The sequence below is a fragment of the Halorubellus salinus genome, from assembly GCF_020567525.1.
Taxonomy (GTDB): domain Archaea; phylum Halobacteriota; class Halobacteria; order Halobacteriales; family Natrialbaceae; genus Halorubellus; species Halorubellus salinus.
Genome location: NZ_JAJCVI010000004.1, coordinates 79,922 through 100,480, shown reverse-complemented (window position 1 = coordinate 100,480; position 20,559 = coordinate 79,922). Strand labels below are relative to the sequence as shown.

24 protein-coding genes are annotated in these 20,559 nt (G+C 70.0%); 8 read left to right on the top strand and 16 right to left on the bottom strand.

What is annotated here, in order from left to right; all coding sequences use genetic code 11:
* Window positions 1-5 precede the first annotated feature (5 nt).
* The gene (locus LI336_RS11715; protein ID WP_227133320.1) at window positions 6-725 is read right to left on the bottom strand and encodes a lipoate--protein ligase family protein; all 720 of its coding nucleotides are present in this window, start codon (window positions 723-725) and stop codon (window positions 6-8) included.
* 57 nt (window positions 726-782) lie between these two features.
* Between LI336_RS11715 and LI336_RS11710 the strand changes: the two genes are divergently transcribed.
* On the top strand, window positions 783-1,688 hold the full coding sequence (locus LI336_RS11710) for a DUF8155 domain-containing protein (RefSeq protein WP_227133319.1): 906 nt from the start codon (window positions 783-785) through the stop codon (window positions 1,686-1,688).
* Window positions 1,689-1,727: 39 nt separating this feature from the next.
* On the opposite strand, the gene LI336_RS11705 is transcribed toward LI336_RS11710, so the two are convergent.
* From LI336_RS11705 to LI336_RS11695, 3 genes are all read right to left on the bottom strand, one after another.
* On the bottom strand, window positions 1,728-2,849 hold the full coding sequence (locus tag LI336_RS11705) for a DHH family phosphoesterase (protein WP_227133318.1): 1,122 nt from the start codon (window positions 2,847-2,849) through the stop codon (window positions 1,728-1,730).
* A gap of 75 nt (window positions 2,850-2,924) precedes the next feature.
* Entirely contained in the window at window positions 2,925-4,010 is a 1,086-nt protein-coding gene (locus LI336_RS11700) for a sensor histidine kinase (protein ID WP_227133317.1), read from the bottom strand.
* A 259-nt stretch (window positions 4,011-4,269) separates the two neighbouring features.
* Window positions 4,270-4,698 carry a universal stress protein gene (locus tag LI336_RS11695; protein WP_227133316.1) on the bottom strand — a complete coding sequence of 143 codons (429 nt, stop codon included), beginning with the start codon at window positions 4,696-4,698 and terminating at the stop codon, window positions 4,270-4,272.
* Window positions 4,699-4,830: 132 nt separating this feature from the next.
* Between LI336_RS11695 and LI336_RS11690 the strand changes: the two genes are divergently transcribed.
* Window positions 4,831-5,295: a universal stress protein gene (locus tag LI336_RS11690; protein WP_227133315.1), complete on the top strand. Its 465-nt coding sequence runs from the start codon at window positions 4,831-4,833 to the stop codon at window positions 5,293-5,295.
* Window positions 5,296-5,320: 25 nt separating this feature from the next.
* Here LI336_RS11690 and LI336_RS11685 read toward each other — a convergent pair whose 3' ends face one another.
* The 5 genes from LI336_RS11685 to LI336_RS11665 all read right to left on the bottom strand — a co-directional run bounded on the left by LI336_RS11685 (window position 5,321) and on the right by LI336_RS11665 (window position 7,845).
* Window positions 5,321-5,875, bottom strand: a complete 555-nt coding sequence (locus LI336_RS11685) for a GNAT family N-acetyltransferase (protein ID WP_227133314.1) — start codon at window positions 5,873-5,875, stop codon at window positions 5,321-5,323.
* The gene (locus LI336_RS11680) at window positions 5,872-6,240 is read right to left on the bottom strand and encodes a universal stress protein (protein WP_227133313.1); all 369 of its coding nucleotides are present in this window, start codon (window positions 6,238-6,240) and stop codon (window positions 5,872-5,874) included. The genes LI336_RS11685 and LI336_RS11680 overlap by 4 nt, the downstream gene beginning before the upstream one ends.
* A gap of 103 nt (window positions 6,241-6,343) precedes the next feature.
* Window positions 6,344-7,300, bottom strand: coding sequence for an aminopeptidase (locus LI336_RS11675; RefSeq protein ID WP_227133312.1), 957 nt, complete (start codon window positions 7,298-7,300; stop codon window positions 6,344-6,346).
* Between the two features lie 99 nt (window positions 7,301-7,399).
* Complete coding sequence (locus LI336_RS11670; RefSeq protein WP_227133311.1) at window positions 7,400-7,636, bottom strand: hypothetical protein; 237 nt, start codon at window positions 7,634-7,636, stop codon at window positions 7,400-7,402.
* A 2-nt stretch (window positions 7,637-7,638) separates the two neighbouring features.
* Complete coding sequence (locus tag LI336_RS11665) at window positions 7,639-7,845, bottom strand: hypothetical protein (RefSeq protein ID WP_227133310.1); 207 nt, start codon at window positions 7,843-7,845, stop codon at window positions 7,639-7,641.
* Window positions 7,846-8,042: 197 nt separating this feature from the next.
* Here LI336_RS11665 and LI336_RS11660 point away from each other — a divergent pair, with 197 nt between their 5' ends.
* Window positions 8,043-9,056, top strand: a complete 1,014-nt coding sequence (locus tag LI336_RS11660) for a type II glyceraldehyde-3-phosphate dehydrogenase (RefSeq protein WP_227133309.1) — start codon at window positions 8,043-8,045, stop codon at window positions 9,054-9,056.
* A 202-nt stretch (window positions 9,057-9,258) separates the two neighbouring features.
* Here LI336_RS11660 and LI336_RS20415 read toward each other — a convergent pair whose 3' ends face one another.
* Both LI336_RS20415 and LI336_RS11650 read right to left on the bottom strand, forming a co-directional pair.
* Window positions 9,259-12,279 carry a PKD domain-containing protein gene (locus LI336_RS20415; RefSeq protein ID WP_227133308.1) on the bottom strand — a complete coding sequence of 1,007 codons (3,021 nt, stop codon included), beginning with the start codon at window positions 12,277-12,279 and terminating at the stop codon, window positions 9,259-9,261.
* A 149-nt stretch (window positions 12,280-12,428) separates the two neighbouring features.
* Window positions 12,429-13,223, bottom strand: a complete 795-nt coding sequence (locus LI336_RS11650) for a helix-turn-helix transcriptional regulator (RefSeq protein WP_227133307.1) — start codon at window positions 13,221-13,223, stop codon at window positions 12,429-12,431.
* Window positions 13,224-13,385: 162 nt separating this feature from the next.
* Here LI336_RS11650 and LI336_RS11645 point away from each other — a divergent pair, with 162 nt between their 5' ends.
* Window positions 13,386-13,775, top strand: coding sequence for an Hsp20/alpha crystallin family protein (locus tag LI336_RS11645; protein WP_227133306.1), 390 nt, complete (start codon window positions 13,386-13,388; stop codon window positions 13,773-13,775).
* A gap of 75 nt (window positions 13,776-13,850) precedes the next feature.
* Here LI336_RS11645 and LI336_RS11640 read toward each other — a convergent pair whose 3' ends face one another.
* From LI336_RS11640 to LI336_RS11630, 3 genes are all read right to left on the bottom strand, one after another.
* Window positions 13,851-14,747: an ATP-grasp domain-containing protein gene (locus LI336_RS11640; RefSeq protein WP_227133305.1), complete on the bottom strand. Its 897-nt coding sequence runs from the start codon at window positions 14,745-14,747 to the stop codon at window positions 13,851-13,853.
* Window positions 14,748-14,961: 214 nt separating this feature from the next.
* The gene (locus LI336_RS11635) at window positions 14,962-15,492 is read right to left on the bottom strand and encodes a 50S ribosomal protein L16 (protein WP_227130881.1); all 531 of its coding nucleotides are present in this window, start codon (window positions 15,490-15,492) and stop codon (window positions 14,962-14,964) included.
* A gap of 218 nt (window positions 15,493-15,710) precedes the next feature.
* Window positions 15,711-15,944, bottom strand: a complete 234-nt coding sequence (locus tag LI336_RS11630) for a TrmB family transcriptional regulator (RefSeq protein ID WP_227133304.1) — start codon at window positions 15,942-15,944, stop codon at window positions 15,711-15,713.
* A gap of 523 nt (window positions 15,945-16,467) precedes the next feature.
* Between LI336_RS11630 and LI336_RS11625 the strand changes: the two genes are divergently transcribed.
* From LI336_RS11625 to LI336_RS11610, 4 genes are all read left to right on the top strand, one after another.
* Window positions 16,468-16,788, top strand: coding sequence for a hypothetical protein (locus LI336_RS11625; RefSeq protein ID WP_227133303.1), 321 nt, complete (start codon window positions 16,468-16,470; stop codon window positions 16,786-16,788).
* A gap of 334 nt (window positions 16,789-17,122) precedes the next feature.
* The gene (locus tag LI336_RS11620; protein ID WP_227133302.1) at window positions 17,123-18,322 is read left to right on the top strand and encodes a glycosyltransferase family 2 protein; all 1,200 of its coding nucleotides are present in this window, start codon (window positions 17,123-17,125) and stop codon (window positions 18,320-18,322) included.
* Between the two features lie 81 nt (window positions 18,323-18,403).
* Window positions 18,404-18,766, top strand: coding sequence for a hypothetical protein (locus tag LI336_RS11615; RefSeq protein ID WP_227133301.1), 363 nt, complete (start codon window positions 18,404-18,406; stop codon window positions 18,764-18,766).
* Between the two features lies 1 nt (window position 18,767).
* A complete protein-coding gene (locus tag LI336_RS11610) occupies window positions 18,768-19,280 on the top strand; it encodes a hypothetical protein (protein WP_227133300.1) in 513 nt (170 codons plus the stop codon).
* 124 nt (window positions 19,281-19,404) lie between these two features.
* On the opposite strand, the gene LI336_RS11605 is transcribed toward LI336_RS11610, so the two are convergent.
* Complete coding sequence (locus LI336_RS11605) at window positions 19,405-19,650, bottom strand: DUF8593 domain-containing protein (RefSeq protein ID WP_227133299.1); 246 nt, start codon at window positions 19,648-19,650, stop codon at window positions 19,405-19,407.
* Between the two features lie 77 nt (window positions 19,651-19,727).
* A complete protein-coding gene (locus tag LI336_RS11600) occupies window positions 19,728-20,468 on the bottom strand; it encodes a hypothetical protein (RefSeq protein ID WP_227133298.1) in 741 nt (246 codons plus the stop codon).
* Window positions 20,469-20,559: the final 91 nt, after the last annotated feature.

The following is a 20,559-nucleotide window of genomic DNA, read 5'->3' as shown; positions in this document are numbered from 1 at the left end:
GACGCCTACGCGTCGACGACCGCCGTCACGTCCACGACCTCGCGCTCGCGGTCGCCGACGAGCGCGTCCTCGAGGTCCTCTCGGACGACGTCCGGGTCGCTTGGGCCACCCGCTCGCGCGACGCTGCCGACGGACGCGGGGTCGAAGGGCACGTCGAGCGCCCGGTAGACGTCTTCGAGGACGGCGGCGAGTTCGTCGTGGTTCGCGACGGTGAGCACGCCGCTCGTGATGGCGGCGCCCTGGGTGACGCGCTGGGCGAGGCCGGCGAGCTTCCCACCGTTGGGCGTCCGCAGCGAGTGCTGGCCGGGACAGAACGACTCCGCGGGTTCGCCATCGACGGCGTCGACGCCGAGGGCCGCGAGCGCGCCGCGGACGTCGCGCGTGAGGGCGTCGTAGCGCTCGTCGAGGCCGCCGCGGACGCCGTCGACGGGCGTGACCCGGGCGAACGCGAGCGTCGTCTCGCCGTCGTACGCGACCGCGCGACCGCCGACGCTCCGCTCGACGGGCTCGAACCCGTGCTCGCGCGCCGCGGCCGCGGCGGCGTCGTACCCGTCGCTCCGGGTGTCCCGACGGCCGAACGCGACGATGCGCGCCGGCGCCCACACGCGGACCACCGGCTGGCCGGTCTCTGCGACGCGGTCGCGGAGCTGGGCGGTCGCCGCGCCGTCCGCGAGCGCGTCGGCGAGCCGGCCGCGGACGACGAGCGTCGACGGAATCGGTTCCATACGACAGCGGTCGGACCGCGCCGGTTTAGGCACGTCGCCACTAACCCGCGACCGAGCATGACCGTCGAAGCCGCGGTGTCGGTCGACGAGGACGGCGTCGTCTCCCTCCCGCAGGGGGCGCTCGAACGCTACCGGCGGTACACGCTGTACAACTCGCCGTACGCCGCGCACGACCACGGGTGCGCCGTCGACCTGTACCCGCTCGACGGCACCGCACCGAGCCCTGTCACCGGCGACGTCGTCGCGACCGAGACCGTGCGCGCGCCGCCGAAGCCGTACGCGCCCGCGGAGGACCATCTCGTCGTCGTCGACTGCGGCGACGTCGTCGCTCGCATCATGCACGTCGACCCCTCGGTCGCGGTCGGCGACCGCGTCGAGCGCGGCGAGGACCTCGGCGACCTCGTCCGCGCGGGGTTCTTCGCGCGCTGGGTCCCGAACCACCTCCACGTCGGGTTCCGCCGGCACGACCAGAACCACCTCCGCGCTGGCGGATCGCTCCCCCTCGACGTCGGCGTCGACCCGGTTCCGCTCGACTGGGACGGCACCGGGACCGTCGTCGGCGCGAACGAGACGTACGCGCTCCTGGACGCCCCCGAACTCCCGAACCCGAGCGGCGGCGACGACGACGCCGGCGCGTTCTACGGGCTCGCCGCCGACGTCGACGGCGAGACGGTCGCGCTCGACGGCGGCTTCCAGCACTACGACGCCGGCGGCGTCCATTCCGACGCGACGGGACGCGTCGAGTTGCTCGGCGAGCACGTCGGCGACGCCGTCGCGAGCCCCGGGAGCGCGAACGACGTCGCGTGGCGGCCCGTCAGCGTGCGCGCGAACGCCGAGCCCGTCCACGGCATCTCGCTGTTCTGCGGGCAGCGTGGCGACTACGCGGTGAAGCTCGTCGGGCACGACCTCGCGTTCGAGGTCGGCGAGCACGTCGCGGTCGAGTTCGACCCCGTCACCGAGTGAAATACAGCGCTAGGTTTACGCGAGACGTAAACCTCCGCGTCACTCGGCGTCCGCGTCGACGTCGTCCTCGTCGGCTTCGTCCGCTCCGCTCTCGTCCTCGGGTTCGAGGTACCGGAAGCCGTCGAGGATGACCTGCTTCGCGGTGGCGCCGCGGGTCGTCCAGTGGTGCGCGTAGTCGAGCATGTCGTCGTAGATGTCGGGCTTGCAGCCCGCGGCCTTCGGGTGGCCGCCGCCGTTGACCTGCGCGGCGACCTCGTGGCAGCGCTCGAACGCGTCGGTGCCGCGGATGCTCGCGGACCCCGCGGGTTTCACGACGACGCTCGCGTCCGCGCCCTGCTCGCGGAACGCCTCGGCGACCTCGTTCTGCGAGCACCGGCCGTACGTCACGCCGACCGTCCACCCGTTCACCTCGCGTATCTCGCCGCGGTCCACGGCCTTCTCGATGAGCGCCTCCTTCTCCACGCGGCGCTCCGCGAGCAACTCCTGGGCGTCCGCGGGGAGGTCCGCGCCGCCCTCGCGGACGATCTCGATGTACTCCTCGGGGTCGAGCCAGTACGCGAGGTCCGCGAGGTCGTCGCTCCGCGGGTCCTCGCGCAGCCAGAGGTCGTGGTCGCGCGTCACCGCGGCGAGGTCGACGTACTGCTCGTCGAAGTCGAAGTCCAGCGAGCGCACGGCGACGTCGGCGGTGCACTCCTCGTCGCTGTTCCCGACGACGAGGTCCACGCCCGCGTCGCGAACCTGTGCGGCGACGTCGTCGTCCCACTGGTGGTGGTCGAACCACCGCACCGACGCGGCGGTCTCGACGAGCGCCGAGAGCTCCTCGTCGACGTACTCGAACTTGTCCGGGCAGAGGTCGCAGACGAACACGTCGATACCGGGTTCGCCGTACTCCGCGACCAGCTCCATGCCCTCCTCGAGGTCGTGCGGGCCCGCCGGCACGAGGCCGGCGTCGCCGTAGGCCTCCCGGAGGAGTGCGACACAGGCCAGTCCGTCGGCGTCCGGGTCCGCGACGACAGCGACCGACTGCCCGTCGAGGGCTTCGGCGGCCTCGCGCTCCCGGCGCTCCTCGTCGACCTCGTCCGGCACGAAGAACCCCGTCCCGGGGAGTACCGACTTCCGCGCGAGCGACATGTCGTCCTGCTCGATGAGAGACTCGTCCATACCCGACGGAGGCGAGCGGGCGGCAAGTAGGCGGCGGTTCGCGTCGCCGCGCTCGCGCGTCGGCGGTGCCGTCGACTACGCTGACGCTGGCGGAACCTGCATCTCCACGACGGTCCCGGACGGGTCGTTCTCGCGGAAGGCGAGCGACCCGTCCGAGAGCACGACCGTCCAGTACTGCAGCCACAGGCCGAGGCCAGAGCAGTGCGTGAGCGCGTCCTCAGAGCCCTCACGAATCGCCACGAGTTCATCCTCCGGGATGCCACAGCCGTCGTCGACGACCTCGACGACGACCGCGTCCGGCGTGCGTTCGACGGTGACCGCGACGTCCGTCCCGGGGTCGTTGTGCATGATAGCATTCTCGATCGCCTCCTGCACGCCGAACCGGAAGTGCGGGTGGACGGCCGCGACGGCCGACTCGGGGACGTCCACGGCAACGGCGGCGCTCTCGTGGGCGGCGGCGACGTCGTGCACGCTCTCGCGGACGACGTCCGCGAGGTCGACCGGGAGGGTCTCGTCCGTCTCCCAGACGCGGTGCAGGCGCCTGGCCTGTCGGCTCAGCCGGTCGACGTTCCGGGTGTGCTCGTCGATGGTCTCGACGAGCTCGCGCTTCGCCACGTCGGCCTCGGCGTCGCAGAGGAGCTCGGTGTACCCGCTGATGACGGTTATCTCGTTCCGGAGGTTGTGCCGGAGGACGCGGTTCAGGACGGTGACACGCCGGTGGAGGCGGGCGACCGTGACGGTCTGGTCGCGGAGCTCGCTCCGCTCGGCGCGCAGCCGTTCGCGGTACTCGGCCGCGGCGACGCCGAGCGTGCCGGTCGCCGCCGACCCGGTCACGACCAGTACCGGGACGTTCTGTAGGTCGACGCCCTCGACCTGCTGCATCGCGACGAGCGTCGCGGCGACGACGACGCCGACGAGCGCCGCCGCGACGACCACCGCGAGCGCCTCGACGCCTTCCCTGACGTCGAGATCGAGTCGAGCGACCCGTCGGCTCCCGTAACAGATGGCGACGGCGAACGCACCGAGCAGCGACGATTCGACCGCGGACGCGAAGAGATCCGTCGGGGTCCGCGTGACGTGAACGACCGCGAAGAGGAGGTAGGCGACGCCGAGCGCCAGTATCGGTAGGCACGGCCGGCGTTCCACTACCCCCCGGTCCATGCGACACCGTAAGAATCATACTCATAAATACCCCACCCTGATATGACAAGCGACTGTCGTTGGGCATCGTAGTGCACGGGCCGGACGGTCAGTCTCGTGGTATCCACCAGCAGGCACTTGAATCAGGTGCCTGCAGGACGACCGTGCATCGTCTCCGCGCGTTCCGCCGCCACGCCTCCCCCTGGACCCGCCAGCCGCTCCTCGGGAACGCGCTCGCGGCGGTCGCGAAACGCACCGGCTGGTCGTCGCCGACCCCTCGCTACTCCTCCTGGAGCTGCCGCACCGTCAACACCGGGCGGTCGCACGTCCGCACGACGCGCTCGGCGACGCTTCCGATGAGGAACCGATTCTCGCCGTGCCGACCGCGCGTGCCGGAGGCGACGACGTCCGCGTCCACCTCGCGAGCGTACGCCGTGATCTCCGCCGCCGGACGGCCCTCGCGGACCGCGGTCGTGACGTCGACGCTCGCGCGCTCCGCGACCGCCGACAGCGCCGCCTCACCGTCCGCCTCGAGCGCGCTCCGCAGTTCGTCCCGCACCGACTCCGGCGAGGACTCCACCTCGGAGGCGTCCACGACGTACAGCGCGTGCACCGTCGCGTCGAACCGCTCCGCGAAGTCGAGGGACACGTCGACCGCGCGCTGCACGCTCTCGGAGCCGTCCGTCGCAACGACGACCGAATCGAACATACCAGAGGGAACGACCGGCCGTGGCTTAAAGCCACCCGACGCACCCTCAGTCGACGCCGACCACGACCCCGCCGGGGCAGTCGCGACGCGAACGCACGCACCTTTTTGGTGCCCGGCGTCGCACTGCCGGCCATGAGTACGCCCGCGCCAGCCGAGGCGCTCTCGGTCGACACCGTCCTCGTCCCCGTGGACGGCAGCGACGAGTCCGTCCGCGCCGTCGAGTACGCCGTCGCCATCGCCGACGAGTACGACGCCAGCGTGTACGCCGTGTACGTCGTCGGTCAGGACGTCGTGCGCGCCGTCGAAGAAGGAGCGGTCGAAGCGGACGACGTCTCCAGCGACAGCCAGTCGTTCATGGACGACGTCGCACCCATCGCCACCGACCACGGCGTCGAACTCCGGCACTCCACCGCGTACGGCTTCTCGACGACGCGCAAGACCCAGCACCCCGGGAGCGTCGTCCTCGACACCGCCGACGAGGTCGACGCCGACTTCCTCGTCGTCCCCCGCGAATCCATGAGCGAAAGCGGCGACGTCCTCGCGAAAGCCGCCGAGTACGTCCTCCTCTACGCGAGCCAGCCGCTCCTCTCCGTCTGAGAGACGCACCGAAGTCTCGGGGTCGCTACTGGTCGGTGTCGAGCACGAGACTCATCTCGAGTTCGAAGCTCTCGCTCCCGCAGGTCTCGAAGCCGACGTCGCGGTAGAGGGAAACGGCGGCGCTGTTCCAGCGTTCGACCGTGAGCCACACGCGGTCGACGTCCTCGCTCGCCCCATGCCCGAGGAGCGTCTCCAGGAGCTCTCGCCCGATGCCGGCGCGCTGGTACGCCTGCAGCACGAAGATGGCGAGCTCGTACGCGTGCTCGCCGGGTTCCCCGTGGGCTTCGTCGGGGACGAGCGTCGCGTGCCCGGCGACGTCGTCGCCGTGGAACGCCGCGACGTTCAGCCCCTCCTCGAAGATGGTGTCCAGCCAGTCGTACACGCGCTCCTCGCCCGCCGGCGGGATGCCTTGCGCGCGGTCGGCGGGGTCGAACGCGACGTACATCTCCGCGACCGCGTCCAGGTGCGATTCGTCGATCGCGTCGATACGGATCTCGCGGTCCTCGCGGTCCGCGAACGACCGCGGTGGCGTCGGGAACCCGCTCGTCGCGTCGTCGGGGTACGCACGATTCCCGGTCATCGCACGAGTCGAACGGACGTCGTGGCGTTCAACAGCACGAACTCGGTGACGGGCCCGAGGCGGATCTTCCCCATCGGGCTCTCGGTGCCGCCGCCGATCGCGAGTTCGTCGAACCCCTCGCGTTCGGCGGTGTCGACGAGCGACGCGCCCGGGTCGCCCTCGAGGTATCGTACGTCGACGTCGAGGCCGTGGCGTTCCGCGACCGTGCGCGCCTCGTCGGCGACGTCGTCGGGTGACTGCGCCATGTCGTCCTTCTCGATGACCGCGATGGTGAGGTCGTCGCCGGCCTCGACCGCGCGCTCGACCGTCGACTCGAGCGCCCGCATCGACTCCTCGCTACCGGCCACTCCAAGCAGTACTCGCATACTCGCACCCACCCGCGGAGGCGTCAAAGTGGTTTCGCCGCTCGCGAGTGCTCTCGGAGCGAGCTAGGGCTGTGGCAGGTCGACCGCCTCGCCGTCTCACGGCCTACGGCCGTTCGACAGTTGGGAGGTCTACGACCTCCTCGTCGGCGTACACCGTCGGGTCCTGGATGACGCCGTCGGAGTGGATGGGCGCGTCGGTGTCGCCGCCGATGCCGGCGTTGTCGCCGATGGCGATGTGGACCGTTCCGGCGGCCTTCTCGTCGAGCAGGACGGAGCCGACGAGGTCCGTGACGGCGACGTTCGTCCCGATACCGAGCTCGGCGAGGTTGTAGACGACGTCGCCGGCTTCCTCGGCGAGGTCCGCGAACTGCTCGGCGATGCGGTCGTCCTCGATGTTCACGACCTGGCCGTCCTCGACGTCGAACGCGAGCGTCTGGTCGTCGTCGAGGCGCTCGTACGGCATCATCGTCCCGTCGACGACGAACCGACCGTTCGCGGTCTCGGGCGCCACGAACACCTCGCCCGCGGGCAGGTTCGAGAAGTCCCCGCTGTCGTGCACCATCCCGGTGTCCGCGAGCCACTCGCGCTCGCCGGCCTCGAACGTGATGTCCGTGCCGAGGTCGGTCGTCACCCGGACCTCGTCGGCGTCTGCGACCTGCGCGAGCACGTCCTCGCAGTGCGCCGCGATCTGCTCGTAGTCCGCGTCCAAGCCGGTCGTGAACACGTCCTCGGTGATGCCGGGGAGCGTCGCACCGCGCGCGCCCGCCTCGGTCGCCGCCGACCGCGCTCGCGTGTGACTCAGGCTCTTCGACGTCGGTGCCAGGAACACGTCCCCAGCGGCCATCGCCGCCGCGACCGCCGCCGGCGGTTCCTCGCCGTGGTTCTCGCCAGGCGGGTACTGGAGGATGGTCGCGTCGTCGGTCGCGGCCAGGGCCGCGTCGTACAGCGCCTCGCCGATGGGGCGGCGCTCGTCGTCGGTCACGACGACCACGCTCTCGCCGCTACTGACGTCCATGCACTGCTCGATGGCGGTTCGCGCCGGCGCCGAAAGGTCGCTCATGGCGCGGACTCCGAACGGAACCGGATTAGGTCTTGTCGTCTGGCCACGACGCGCGTAGCGACGAGGGCGACCCACGCAGCGCACGACACGAGCTGGACGCTACAGCGCGGTCGAGACGACGAACGCACCGCCGGCGGCCGCGGCGAGCCCGAGACACACGAAGACGCCGCCGAAGACGCGCACCGCGTACTCGGGCCACCCGGGCTCGGGCCCGGGTGGGATACCCCACGCGAACGCGAGCCAGAACGTCGGCGAGCGGAGCTGGAGGGCGCCGATGGCGAGCGCGACGAGGCCGGTTGCGGCGAGACCGGTGCCGAGTTCGACGGGTCCCGTCACGGTCAGACGAGCGTGGACGCGAGCATCGCGAACAGCCCGACGACGCCGAGGACGGCGCCGTCGGTCTGGACGTAGCTGAGCGCGGAGCGTCGGCCGCCGACGGCGAACAGCCGCGCCGGCCGTTCGCTGTACTCGGCGGGCGGGCGGACGGCGTTCACGCCGCCGACGAACAGCACGAGACCGGCGACGAAGGTGGCAGCTGCAAGCACGTTAGATTTCGAGACAACAGCATAGGTAATAAACATTTGCCCTGTGAAATAAAGCTGTGCCGGGGAGGGACATCGCCGACCCACGTCCCGACGGACGCTCGAAAGGTACTCGCTCGCGAGTCCCTCTTCCGGGCTTTCCGCGCGTCGACGCGACTGCACTCGGAACTATTAGGACGCTGGCCGGCGCAGCCTCGCGCATGATACAGGTCGCGGTCAACGGGTACGGAACGATCGGCAAGCGCGTCGCGGACGCCGTCCGCGCACAACCCGACATGGAGGTCGTCGGCGTCGCGAAGACCCGCCCGAACTTCGAGGCCGAGACGGCCGTCGACAAGGGCTACCCGCTGTACGCCGCCATCGAGGACCGCATCGAGCTGTTCGACGACGCCGGCATCGACCTCGCCGGGACCGTCGACGAACTCGTCGCCGAAGCCGATATCGTCGTCGACGCCTGCCCCTCGGGTATCGGCGCGGACAACGTCGCGATGTACCGCGAGCACGACACGCCCGCGCTCCTCCAGGGCGGCGAGGACGCCGACGCCGCGGACGCGAGCTTCAACGCACGCTCGAACTACGACACCGTCGAGGGCGCGGACGTCGTCCGCGTCGTCTCCTGTAACACCACCGGCCTCAGTCGCCTCGTCAAACCCCTCGAGGAAGCCTACGGCGTGGAGAAGGTGCGCGCGACGCTCGTCCGCCGCGGCGGCGACCCCGCCCAGACCGGACGCGGCCCCATCAACGACATCCTCCCGAACCCGGTCGGGCTCCCGAGCCACCACGGCCCGGACGTGAACACCATCTTCCCGGACCTCGACATCGACACGCTCGGCCTGAAGGTCCCCGCGACCCTCATGCACATGCACTCGATCAACGTCACCCTCGAAGACCGCCCGAGCGCGGACGCGGTGCGGGACCTCCTCGAGCGCGAATCGCGGACGTTCGTCATCCCCGAGCACCTCGACCTCGACGGCGCCGGTGCCATCAAGGAGTACGCGATGGACCGCGGCCGGCCGCGAGCGGACGTCTGGGAGAACTGCATCTGGGGCGAATCGGTCACGATGGAGGACGACGACCTCTACCTGTTCCAGGCCATCCACCAGGAGTCCGACGTCGTCCCCGAGAACGTCGACGCCATCCGCGCCGTCCTCGGCACCGACGACCAGGCATCCAGTATCGAGACGACGAACGACGCGATGGGCGTAGGGCTGTAGGCGGCGCGACCACCGCGACGACCACCGCGTTCCACGCACCAACCACAGATTCCTTCAATCAACCGCAGATTCCTCCGGTCGCCGACCGCGAGCGTCCGCTATCGGCTCGCCGGTCGCCCATAGAATCCGGTTCGTCATCGAATCGGGTCCGTCGTCGCACGGCGAACCGCTCGGTCAGTCGCCGTGACGGTTCGTCGACGCGTCAGCGACGCCGGACACCGACCGCGAGCGCCGCGAGGACCGCCAGGACGGCGACGGCGACGCCGAACCCGGGGCTCCCCTCGTCGGGCGTCTCGGTCGCCGTCCCGCCCGAGGCGTTCGTGGTCGGTGCCGCGGACCCGTCGGTCGTGGACGCTGCGGTCGTCGGCGCGGTCGTCGCATCGTCGATGGCCGTCGCCGTCCCGGTGGCGGTCGGGGGCGCTGCCGTCGTCGCCGCGTCGGTCGTCGTCGGCGCCGCGGTGGCCGTCGCCGTCGGCGGTACAGCGGTCGTCGTCGGCGCTGCGGTGGCCGTCGCCGTCGGCGGTACAGCGGTCGTGGTCGGCTCCGTCGTCGTCGGGCGTTCCGTCGTTGGACGTTCCGTCGTCGGGCGTTCCGTCGTTGGACGTTCCGTCGGTTGCTGCGTCGCCGGTGGACTCCACTTCGGCGGCGGACTCGACTCCGTCGTCGTCGTCGTCGGTGGCGGACTCGTCGTCGTCGGCGGCGGACTCGTCGTCGTCGGCGGCGGACTCGTCGTCGTCGGCGGCGGACTCGTCGTCGTCGGCGGCGGACTCGTCGTCGTCGTCGCGGCCTCCACCGTCACCGAGCGCGTCGTCGAGTTCACGTTCCCGGCCTCGTCCGTCACCGAGAGCGTTATCGTGTAGTCCCCAGCGGCAGCGTACTTGTGGGTCGCGTTCTCGCCGGACGTCGTTGTGCCGTCGCCGAACGTCCAGACGTGGCCCGCGATAGCGACGTCGTCCGTCGACTCGCTCGCGTTGACGGACACGTCCTCACCGACCGCGACCGTCGTCGGCGAGACCTCGAACGACGTGACCGGCGGCGTGTCGTCGCCCTGGAGGAACGACTCGTCCGCGCCCGACGTCACCGTCGGACACGACACCACGACGCCGTCCGGGCCGTCCGTCGCCGGGTCGTACACGTCGAGCGCGAGTGCACTGCCCGCGGTGTTCGTCGTGACCGCGCCCTGTCCGTCCGCCGTCACCGCGTTCCCCGCGAGGTAGTTCCCCGTCGCCGCGAGCGTCCCCCACGCGTCGCTGTAGAACGCGACCGTGTTGTTCGTCACGTTGTTCCCCGTCACCGTGACGTTCCCCGCCCGCGTCCGGTACTGCGAGTCCGCCGTCGACAGGTACAGCGCCGCGACCCCACTGTCGTTCAGGTGATTCCCGACGAGACGAACAGAGGCGCTCGACCGCGTCGTCTGTCCGACCGTCGCCGTCACCGACACGCCGTACGTCGGCGCGCCCGTGACCGTGTTGTTCGTCACGTTCAGGTCGAAGTCGTCGACCGCATCCGTCCCGAACAGCTCCAGCGTCATCCCGTTCGGGTCACCCGGGAGGTCGGTGCCGGTCGCGGTCATCGCGAGCCGGTTCCCGTCCACGCGGACCGCGTCCGTCGACCGCGCGTTCCGCGTCTCGAGCGAGAACGCCTGCTCGGCCGCCGTCACGTCGTTGCGCGTCACCGAGACGTTCGTGAACGTGAACGGTTTCGCGGGGAAGTACTTCGTCTCCGCCTCGCCCGCGCCGAAGACGTTGATGCCCGCGACGTTCGACGTCGGAATCCGCACGCGGTTCCGGTGGATCGCGACGTCCCTGAACGTCCCGTTCGGCATCGACCCGATCAGCGAGACGGCGACCTGATTGTAGCCCGTGACGACGTTCCCCGAGATGGAGAGGTTCCGGAGGACGCCCGCCTCGGTCTGCGTGTGGAACGTGAGCCCCTCCCCGCCGGTATCGATGACGTTCCCGTCGATGGAGACGTCCTCGACGACGAGGCCAGTGTACTGGTCGGGCGCGTCGACGAAGATACCGAGCCCGCTCGACCCGGTGTCGGGGCCGTTCATCTCGTTCCCGCTGATGTCGACGCCCGAGGCCTCCGAGAACGCGACGCTCAACGCGTCCGCCTCCCCCGTCGAGTTGATGATGTTGTTGCAGATGACGAGGTCCGACACCGCGACGCCGTCGTTCGCGGTCACGAGGAGGACGTTCCGGATGTCGCCGCTCGACGTGAACGTGTTGTTCTCGATGGCGACGCGCGCCATCGTCCCCGGCGTCGACGGCTCACCGGCGACCGACAGTATCGCCTGCTCGTTCCGGGTCTCGAAGTCGTTCCCGGTCACGAGCACGTCCGTGACGTCGTGGCCCTCGTCGCGCGTCGTCACGTCGAACGGCGTGTAGGACACGTTCACGTCGTTGTCCGCTATGGTGAGCCCCGAGATGCTCGCGTTCCGCGCGTACGTGTCGAGCGCGAACCCGTAGTCCATCGTGTCGAGCGCACCTTCGACGACGTTCCCACGGAACACGACGTCGGAAAGTCCGCCTTCGTCGGTCCCCTGCTGGATCTCGACGGCCTGCCCGACGCTCTCGAACTCGTTGTCGAGGAACGCGACGTTCCGGTACGTCGTCCCGCTCGCCGCGGCGCCGCCGTCGGTCACCTGGACGCCGAAGCGGCCGCCGTCCGTGCCCGAGCCGGCGAACCGGACGCGCTCGACGACGAACGAGTCGAGGCTCCCGTCGATCTCGTCCCCGTCGATACCGACCTTGCCGGTCCGGTCGATACCGCGGAACTCGCTGTCACGGACGACGACGCCCGAGAGGGTCTCGTCGGCGGCGAGCGAGAGCGAGAGCCCGCTGCTCGCGTACGTGCCCTCGAAGACGATGCCCTCGATGGTGGTCCCAGACGCGTTCGCGGTGAGCGTCAACGGCACACCGAACCTGTAGTCCGCGAGGACGGGCGCGTCCGCGCCCGGACCGACCGCGTTCGGCGCCGGGTCACCGCGGATCGTCAGCGGCTTGTCGAGGACGTTCAGGTCGGTTCCGCCGCTGAACGAGTACGTCCCGCTCTTGACCTCGACGGTGTCGCCCGCCGACGCGTTGTCGATGGCGAACCAGAAGTTCTCGTAGTCACCCGACCCGTCCGCCGCGACGACGATCGTCGACGACGCCGCGTTCGCCGTCGTCGCCGGCCCGAGTCCGACGACGACCGTGCTCGCGACCACCGCAACTACCACAGCGAGTGTAACCCAGGTACGAGCCCTTTGGTTACGGCTTCCCACCGTATACATACAACAACCACGGGCATCGACGTCAAGACCTTACTTGGTGGTCGCGCCGTCACACCGCGACCGCTCGGTCACGGCGTGAACGCCCCTGAGCGTCGTCAGGGAGGGAACTCCGCGGGCGTCAACGGGTCGCTCGCCGCGAGGTGGTCGTCGAGCCGGTCGTCGACCCACGCCGCCATCTCGTCGGTCTCCCACTCGACGATGCCAGCGATGGTCCCGTTGTCGGTCGTCGCCGCGAGCACCGCGTGGTCGTCGAACCGGGCGACGAACGGGAACGTCGGGTCCGGGTCGCAGACCGCGACGACAGCGTCCGTCCGCACGAGCGCCGAAAGCGGCTCGCGGACCGCCGACGTCTGACGAGCCGCCTCGAGCGCGGTCGTCGGAACGAGTAACTCGAGGTGCTGGCCGGCGTCCCGGACGAGTTCGAGGTGGGCCTCGGTCGCCTCCACAGTAATGCCGACGGCGTAGGTGCGGACCACGTCCGCGTTCGCTCCGAGTTCGGTCAGGCGCTGCGTCGGCCGGAGCGGTTGTGCGGCGTTCGGCGTCGTCACGGACGCCGCCGCGAGCGCACCCCGCGGGAGGACGGCGTCCTCCAGCGGGAACTCCGGGAGCAGCGGCGCGACGCGCTCGACGCCCTTGAGTTCGTCGAGCGCAGCCCGGACCGCGTTCGCGAGCGCTCGCCCCTCGACGGTCGCGACGTACTCGCGGCCGTCCGTCGTCACCCACGCTCGCTCCTCGAAGTCTCGAAGGATACGACCGACCGTCACCCGCGAGCTCTCGGTCCTCACCACGAGCGCCGACCGCTCGCACGGCCGGTCCGCGACCGCCTCCAGGATCGCGAAGCGGTTCCGGGACCGCAGAACGTACGACATCGCGTCGAACGGGTCGTTCATGCCACAAGCGCGAGCGCGGCCGTCATCAACCTACCCCCAACGCGACCGACGTCGCGGGAGCACCACGCGCTCGCCGTCAGCGTTCACGTCGACACGCCGGAGACCATGACACGGATTCCCGCGGACAGAAGGCTTTTGAGTACGCTGACGTTACTGGGAGGCATGCGGCGTGACGACAACGACGAGCCGTTCGACGACTTCTTCAGAGAGATAGAGCGGATGATGAACGACATGATGGGGGACGGCTCGGACGTGCACTTCGACGGTGGAGACGCCGGGTTCGGTGCCGACACGCACGTCGACGTCCACGAGACCGACGACGAGATCCGGGTCGTCGGCGACCTTCCCGGGGTGGAGAAGGACGACATCAAGCTCGAGTGCGACGGTGAAACGCTCACCATCAGCGCGCACACCGAGCACCGACAGTACGACGAACGCGTGTCGCTCCCGGTGCGCGTGGACGAGCACTCCGCGACCGCGACGTACAACAACGGCGTCCTCGAGGTCGTCTTCGACCGCGCGGACTCCTCGGCGGGTATCGACCTCGAGTAACCGCGGGCTACGGCGGCTTCTTTCGCGCACGACGGCCTCGAGACGCATCGCGTTCGCGCTCGCGAGGACGCGCTCTCAGTCCCGGTCCTCGCGAGCGGTGCGTTCGACGAGCGCGGCGAGTCGGTCGTAGAAGCCGTCGTCGTACTTCGTTGCGGCGTCGACGGTCGGGCGCGCGTTCGTCTCGTTGACGACCGCGCGCTCGGGCGTGACGAGGAGGTCGACGCCGAGGAGGTCGACGTCGAGGACGTCGGCGACGCGTTCGGCGAGCCGGCGGTACTCGGGGTCGAGGTCGACGCCGGTCGCCTCGGCGCCGCGGTGGACGTTGTGCTTCCAGCGGCCGCGAGCGCGCTCGCGGTCGGGGAGCGACCGCTCGACGGCACCGACGTACTCGCCGTCGAGCACCATCACGCGGTAGTCGGTCGCGTCCGCGAGGTACTCCTGGACGACGAAGGCCTTGTCGCCGGTCGCGCGGTAGTCGTGGACGAGATCGAGGTAGTCGGTGACGCCGAGGAACGAGTCCGCGTCGCCGACCTTCGCGACGCCGATGCCGCGCGTCGTCGAGTTCGGCTTGAGGACGACGGGCGGGTCGAATCGCTCGTACGCGGCCACGAGGTCGGCCTCGTCCACGGGGTTCGACACCAGCGTCGTCTCGGGGACGGGAACGCCTTCGCGGGCGAGCGTCGCGAGCACACCGGCCTTGTTCCGCGACGCGAGGACGGCGTCGCGACCGTTCACCCACGGCACCTCGAGCAGCGCGTCCGCGACGGCACCCTCCATGAGCCGCCCGGGGTAGACGAACCCGGCGTCGAACGCGTCGAGCGCGACGTCGACGCCCGCGATACCGCCGTCGCCGGTCAGGTCGACGGTGCGTTCGCTGACCGGGACGTGCTCGACGCGGATGCCGCGTTCGCGCAGCGGCTCGCGGATGCGCTCGAACGTCTCCTGGCGGTTCGCGGCGGCGAGGCGGAGCATGGCCGCTCGTTCGGGCGGCGCGCTACAAAAGCCCGCGGTCGACGACGCGACCGCCGACGTCGCAGTCACGAAGCGCCGAAGTCACGAAGCGCCGAAGTCACGAAGCGCCGAAGTCACGAAGCGCCGAAGTCACGAAGCGCCGAAGTCACGAACGCGAGCGAGCGCTCACGCTCCTGGTTCGAGGCGCGGGCGACGCGAGAAACGGAGCGCGTCGTTACGAGATGAGGAGCTCTTCGCCGCGTTCGACGTCGATGCGACACGGCGGGCTGATCTTGTTGTACGCGCGCCGGAACGCCTCCTTGCCGGCGTCGGCCTGGTCCACGTCGCAGTACAGCGTGAACAGCCGCTCGCCCTTCTGGATGCGGGCGGCCGTCCCGACGACCTTCCCGAACGCCTGACGCATCCCGTCGGAGACGCGGTCCGCACCTGCGCCCGTCGCCTGCTTGTTCTCCCGGATGACGTGATGCGGGAACTTCCGCAGGATCATCTTGTAGTTCCCCTCGCCCTGCGTCTTGATCATGTGCCGGTTCGCCGAGAGGCGCGCGGCCTCCAGGCTCCCGTGGCGGATCTGGAGTTCCTCGTCGACGCGGAGGCTGATCTGGACGGGATAGTCCTCGGGGTCGCTCCCCGCGTCACCCATCTTGTGCTGTGCGATCTTCGACCCAGGGATGCCCGTGATGTACTCGCGCCGCGTGTACGGCGGCTTCGAGATCTCCCGGTACATCGACGCCGGCTTGTCGCTCATGGTTATTACGGCAACGTCCGCCGAGCGCGCAGTTAAGCGCTTCGAAGCGAACCGCCGCGTCGCTCGGGTCGCTGGGTCGGCGAGCGACCGGCTCGTGAGACGTGCGAGCGAGTGACTCGGTGTGGTCGAGAGAGCATCCGAGGAGGGATCTGAGTGCGCACCGGTGGTCGGCGTTCGCGGATCCGCGAACGCGTGCTGGACGTCGTCGAGGGGTGTCCTCAGGCGGTGACGGCGTACGTGCCGTCGTCGCTTTCGACGTGCCCGGCGCTCGTGAGGCTGTTGAGGACGCTCAGGAGGTCGATCTTCTTCATGTCGAGGCACCCCTGGAGGTCCTCGACGGTCGCGACCTCGGTGACGTCGAGGTACAGGTAGACGAGCTTCGCGCGCGGTGAGGTGATGTCCTCGGGGAGGGTCTGGGGCTTTGCGATGGCGGCGGACTGTTGGATGCTCATGACGATTGGAGTGTCGACGACATCGGATATAAGCGTATGCCTGGGATTGTTGAAACTCCTAGAATGGCATTATATGTATAGATAGTGCATTGCACAGGACGCGTCGTGTAGGGTATACTCTCGTGGTGTGGTCCGTTCGTCGCCGCGGCGGCGGCGCTCGCGGGTTGAGAATCGTGGATGACGGTCGTGCAGCCACTCACGACCGTCTAGCATGAGTTGCGCGTGCTCACAGAGACGGCGTACGATGCCATCCTGACGATACCGACGCGGCCTGTCGCCGCGACTACTGCTTGTGGACATAAGTTCATAAGTATACCGGCTAGCACAACATCTGGAACTAATGTTACCAAAAAAGAGCCATACGGCCACATATTAGGACATCTCTAGGTTTTTTGTTCAGTTATCGATTGCTCTGCGTGGTGGAGTCGGACGAACGTCGAACGCGGGACGGGGTCGGGGTCGACGAGCCGGGACAGTGTCAGTAGACCGGTGCGTTCTCGTGGCAGGCGGCCGTGGGTTGGGTATGGTCGAGGACGGGACCGACGAGTACGCGACCTGGGACGAGGAGGAGTCGACGCCCGGTAACGCGGCGGCGGAGGACGAGGGACCGGACGGGTTCGAGACGGCGCGCGAGGAGCGGGAGTCGATGTACCCGATGACGGGGTACGCGCTCGTCCGCATCGAGTACCAGGAACCGCCGGGGGAGGCGTTGACCGAGGTCGCGCACTACGGCCGCCTCGGGGACGTCGAGCTGCCGGATCCGGCGCCGATGACGGCGTACGTCGTGTACGACGCCGACGGGAACGCCTACCGGCGCGCGGACGTCGAAGCCGCCCAAGAGTGAGCCCACCCAGACCCCCTGATTTCTCGTCGAGACCGACAACCCGCAGGCTAGCCGGCGTGCAGTCGAAACGGAGCCGTGCTGCGAGGAGCGCGCGTGGCCGCGACCCGAGACGGGTCGGGAACTGCGGACGCTACCCTGGAACCGTCCAGAACTTCAAGCCATCGGTCTCGCCAGCGCGTTCGGCGGTCGGCTCGACGCACGTGATCCAGTCCCGGTTCGTGACCCAGCCCGAAGCCTGCAGGCGATTGAACGGAATGAATCCCGTCGAACGACGGCGAACCGGCCCGAACTGCGTCACCCGTTGAAGGCCCCCGAGTGCCACGCCTCGCCCACGATGAAGGTCGAACGCGTCGCGCTCGCCGTCGTCGCCGCCGTGCTCGTACTCGCGGGCGCGGCGACGGCGGGCGTCACGCCCCTGGCCGCCGGCACGGTCGAATCGCTCTTCGAGCTGACGCTATGGACGACCGCCGCACTGTTCGCCGGGACCGCTGTCGTCTGGTTCGCACTCGCGTACGTCGTCGGCGCGGGCTACGAGCCCCCGCCCGCCGAGTACGGCGGCGACGACGTCCAGGTGCGGGTCCTCACCATCGACGCCGAAGACGTCGTCCAGGCGACCGTCGATTCGCTCCCGGACGACCTCGACGACGTCCACGTCGTCGCCGAGGACGCCATCGACGTCGCGGGCGCCGACGTCCACGTCGTCCCCGAGGACTTCGAGTGCGACGCCGTCCGGAAGGGCCGCGCCATCGAGTGGGCGCGCCGCACGCTCGACACGGACCGCGAGTACGTGCTGTACCTCGACGAGGACAGCCTCCTCACGGACTGGCAGGGCCTCCCGGACGCGGACGTCGTCCAGCTCCGCGAACGCCCGCGACACACGGGGTCGGCGCTCTCGTACCTCGCGGACGTCTACCGGATGGGCGTCCAGATAGAACAGCGCGCGTTCGCGCGGCTCTCGGTCCCGCTGTTCGCGTGGGGTGGCGGTATCGCGGTCCGGTCGTCGGTCGAGGACGCGGTGACGTGGGACCGCGAGACGCTCGTCGAGGACACCGCGTTCGTGTGGGCGGCCGCTCGCCAGCTCGACGTCGACTTCGCGCTCTCGGAGTCGGTGTGTCGGAACGAGGCGCCGCCGAACCTCACGGAGATCCTCCAGCAGCGCCGGCGCTGGGCGGCGGGGAACCTCGACGCGACGAGCCTCCTGCCGACGCGATACCGCGTGCTGACGCGCGTCCGGAACTACGCGTGGGCGCTGTCGCCGGTCGTGACGCTCGTCGTCGTCCCGCTGTCGCTGCTCGGCGCGACCGTCGTCTACGCGACGCTGTTCCTCGCGGTGTCGGTCCTGCTCGCGGCGTTCACGGTGTTCTGGTACCTGCGGGGCGTCCTGTACTACGACGACGCCGACCAGGTGCCGCTCGCGCTCGCGCTCCCGCTCGCGCCCGTCGTGACGGTCGTGCACTCGATGGGGACGGTCGCCGGCATCCTCGCACCGCCGGCGGACTTCCGGGTGACCGAGAAGGCCGGGCCGGACAGCTGAGGTGACCACGACGCCGCGGGCGCTTCTCGCCGGACGCGAACCACCAGTATTCCTTTGAGTGTGCCGCGTGCACGGACGGGTATGGACTCGGAGCTCTCGTCGTTGTCGCTGTCGGACCGGGTCGTCCTGCTGGGACTCACATCGCTCGAAGCCGTCGAGGAGACGCCGGCGCACGCGCCGGCGGTCCGGACGGCGTGCGGTGACTGCACGGACGCGCTCGCGGACGCCGTCGTCGGGTCGCTCGACGAGGCGGCGGTCGCACGCGGCCTGAACGTGCTGGAGGTCGAGGGGCCGGTCGTGCGCGTCGACGACGGGGAGTCGTCGGCGGTCGGGAAGGGCCGGCCGGCGTTCGCGCTCGAGGAACCGGCGAGCGAGGTGCTTTCGGCGCTCGAGGACGACGCGGCGCTCTCGGACGCCGTCGACGTCGTCCGCGAGCGAGCGTAGGATGCTCCGTCGCGTCCGCGAGACCGCACCGGCCGGACTGGTCCCGCTCGCGTGGACGTTCGCGGCGCTCGCGCACCTGGAGGTGGCGTCGCCGCACACCGCGCTGGTCGCGCACGTCGTGATGGACGTCGTCTTGGTCGCGTTCGCCGTGCTGTCCTGGCGGGACATGCAGACGCATCCGGTCCTGCGCGCGTGGCTCGCGGTCATCGTCGTCGGCGCAGGCATCACGCTCGTCGGGACGTACGCGCTCGCGACCGACGCCGGCGAGACGTTGCTGCGCGCGACGGTGTTCGGCTGGTTGCTCGTTCCGGCGATCGCGCTCGCCTACACGGGTCGGGTGCTCGACCGCGAGGAGGCGGACTGGGTGTACACCGCCGGTGGCGTCCTCTCGGGCGTCGGCGCGCTCGCGTTCCTCTACGGGAGCGTCGGCGGGGTCGCGCTCGCGCTCCCCGCCATCGCGCTCGCCGGCGTCGGCCAGACCGCCGGCATCCTGAACGCGGTCGTCCAGTACTGACGTCCGCGGAACCCACTGAACGCGGTCGGCGCGGTCGACGCCGGCGAGCCGTGGGGCCGACGCCGGTGCTCGACGCCGTCGCTCCCGGGTCGTCGTCGACAGAACGAGGTCGGGTCCGCGACCGCTAGAGGTCGGTGCTGACGCGGAGTTCGGTGTCGGTGACGGTCTCGACGCTCTCGGCGGGAACCTCGATGTCGTCGTCGTCCTTGTCACCGTACCCGAGGCCCTGCACGATGGCTTCGGCCATGCCGGGTTCCGGTTCGACGTACGCGACCTGCGCCTCGGCGTCGACCTCGGTCACGATGCCGATCTGTTCGCCTTCGGCGTCCATCAGGAACTTGCCTTCGTCTTCGGTTGAGAGGACCGTCATCGTATCAACGTTCCGAGCGATGCGTTAAGAATTAATCGGTGATGGTCGCGAACCTCGGCCGACTAGCGGTCGAGAGGTCAGTCGTCGACGACGTCCGCGAGGTCGGGGTGGGTCGCGGCGACGCCCGCGGGGAGGTCGGCCGCGTCCACACCGTCGCGAGCGACCGCGTCGCGGACGCGCTGCCAGCGCTCGTGGCGCGCGAGCACCTGTACCGGTATCGCGTCGAGGTCGAGGAGGTCCGCGACGGCGAAGCGATGGTAGCCCTCGATCCAGACGAACTCGCCGTCGCGAGCGACGACGACGAGTGGCTCCAGTCTGTTCGCGTACGCGGTCTCGAAGGGGTTGTCGGCGTCCGCGGGCACGTGACCGGCTTCCCGGTCGTCGGTGGCCTCCGCGGCGGCCGCGTTCGCCCGGTAGCCCTCGGTCGCGATGGCGTCGTGGAGGTCGTCGAGGTACGGGAGTCGCGTCTCGCGGAACGCCTCGATGCTCTCGTAGCCGCGGACGTGGGGCTGGTCGTCGAACCGGTCGACGGCCTGCGCGTAGAGCGCCGTGTCGACCCAGTCGCGGCCGTCTTCGAAGCGCTCGCGAAGGCCGCGGTAGGTGTCGGTCTCGCGGAGCGGCGTCCGGTTCTGGTCGGCGTCCCAGTCGCCGCCGCGGACGCGTCCGAGGCCGTGCGTGAGCGGGAGGGCGTTCGTGTAGTGCTCGACGTCGCTGGGGTCGGCGTCGACGAGCCGTCGCGGGGTGGCGGGTGCGCGGTAGCGCCTGCGGTTGGCAGCGTGGTGCCAGCGCGTGTAGTACCAGAAGGTGTCGAGGTCCATGAGCGGGACTGCGAGTTGACGGCCGATGCCGGAAAAAGCGCACCGGTTCGGTGGCGTGGTGACGAACCGACGTGGCCGTTGGCGGTGGGTC

Coding starts and splice junctions, on each gene's coding strand:
- LI336_RS11660 (WP_227133309.1), top strand. CDS start 8,043: ATGATACAGGTCGCGGTCAACGGGTACGGAACGATCGGCAAGCGCGTC.
- LI336_RS11600 (WP_227133298.1), bottom strand. CDS start 20,468: ATGGACCTCGACACCTTCTGGTACTACACGCGCTGGCACCACGCTGCC.
- LI336_RS11690 (WP_227133315.1), top strand. CDS start 4,831: ATGAGTACGCCCGCGCCAGCCGAGGCGCTCTCGGTCGACACCGTCCTC.
- LI336_RS11705 (WP_227133318.1), bottom strand. CDS start 2,849: ATGGACGAGTCTCTCATCGAGCAGGACGACATGTCGCTCGCGCGGAAG.
- LI336_RS11615 (WP_227133301.1), top strand. CDS start 18,404: ATGGACTCGGAGCTCTCGTCGTTGTCGCTGTCGGACCGGGTCGTCCTG.
- LI336_RS11685 (WP_227133314.1), bottom strand. CDS start 5,875: ATGACCGGGAATCGTGCGTACCCCGACGACGCGACGAGCGGGTTCCCG.
- LI336_RS11700 (WP_227133317.1), bottom strand. CDS start 4,010: ATGGACCGGGGGGTAGTGGAACGCCGGCCGTGCCTACCGATACTGGCG.
- LI336_RS11645 (WP_227133306.1), top strand. CDS start 13,386: ATGCGGCGTGACGACAACGACGAGCCGTTCGACGACTTCTTCAGAGAG.
- LI336_RS11680 (WP_227133313.1), bottom strand. CDS start 6,240: ATGCGAGTACTGCTTGGAGTGGCCGGTAGCGAGGAGTCGATGCGGGCG.
- LI336_RS11650 (WP_227133307.1), bottom strand. CDS start 13,223: ATGAACGACCCGTTCGACGCGATGTCGTACGTTCTGCGGTCCCGGAAC.
- LI336_RS11620 (WP_227133302.1), top strand. CDS start 17,123: ATGAAGGTCGAACGCGTCGCGCTCGCCGTCGTCGCCGCCGTGCTCGTA.
- LI336_RS11710 (WP_227133319.1), top strand. CDS start 783: ATGACCGTCGAAGCCGCGGTGTCGGTCGACGAGGACGGCGTCGTCTCC.
- LI336_RS11635 (WP_227130881.1), bottom strand. CDS start 15,492: ATGAGCGACAAGCCGGCGTCGATGTACCGGGAGATCTCGAAGCCGCCG.
- LI336_RS11610 (WP_227133300.1), top strand. CDS start 18,768: ATGCTCCGTCGCGTCCGCGAGACCGCACCGGCCGGACTGGTCCCGCTC.
- LI336_RS11715 (WP_227133320.1), bottom strand. CDS start 725: ATGGAACCGATTCCGTCGACGCTCGTCGTCCGCGGCCGGCTCGCCGAC.
- LI336_RS11625 (WP_227133303.1), top strand. CDS start 16,468: ATGGTCGAGGACGGGACCGACGAGTACGCGACCTGGGACGAGGAGGAG.
- LI336_RS11605 (WP_227133299.1), bottom strand. CDS start 19,650: ATGACGGTCCTCTCAACCGAAGACGAAGGCAAGTTCCTGATGGACGCC.
- LI336_RS11640 (WP_227133305.1), bottom strand. CDS start 14,747: ATGCTCCGCCTCGCCGCCGCGAACCGCCAGGAGACGTTCGAGCGCATC.
- LI336_RS11675 (WP_227133312.1), bottom strand. CDS start 7,300: ATGAGCGACCTTTCGGCGCCGGCGCGAACCGCCATCGAGCAGTGCATG.
- LI336_RS11630 (WP_227133304.1), bottom strand. CDS start 15,944: ATGAGCATCCAACAGTCCGCCGCCATCGCAAAGCCCCAGACCCTCCCC.
- LI336_RS11695 (WP_227133316.1), bottom strand. CDS start 4,698: ATGTTCGATTCGGTCGTCGTTGCGACGGACGGCTCCGAGAGCGTGCAG.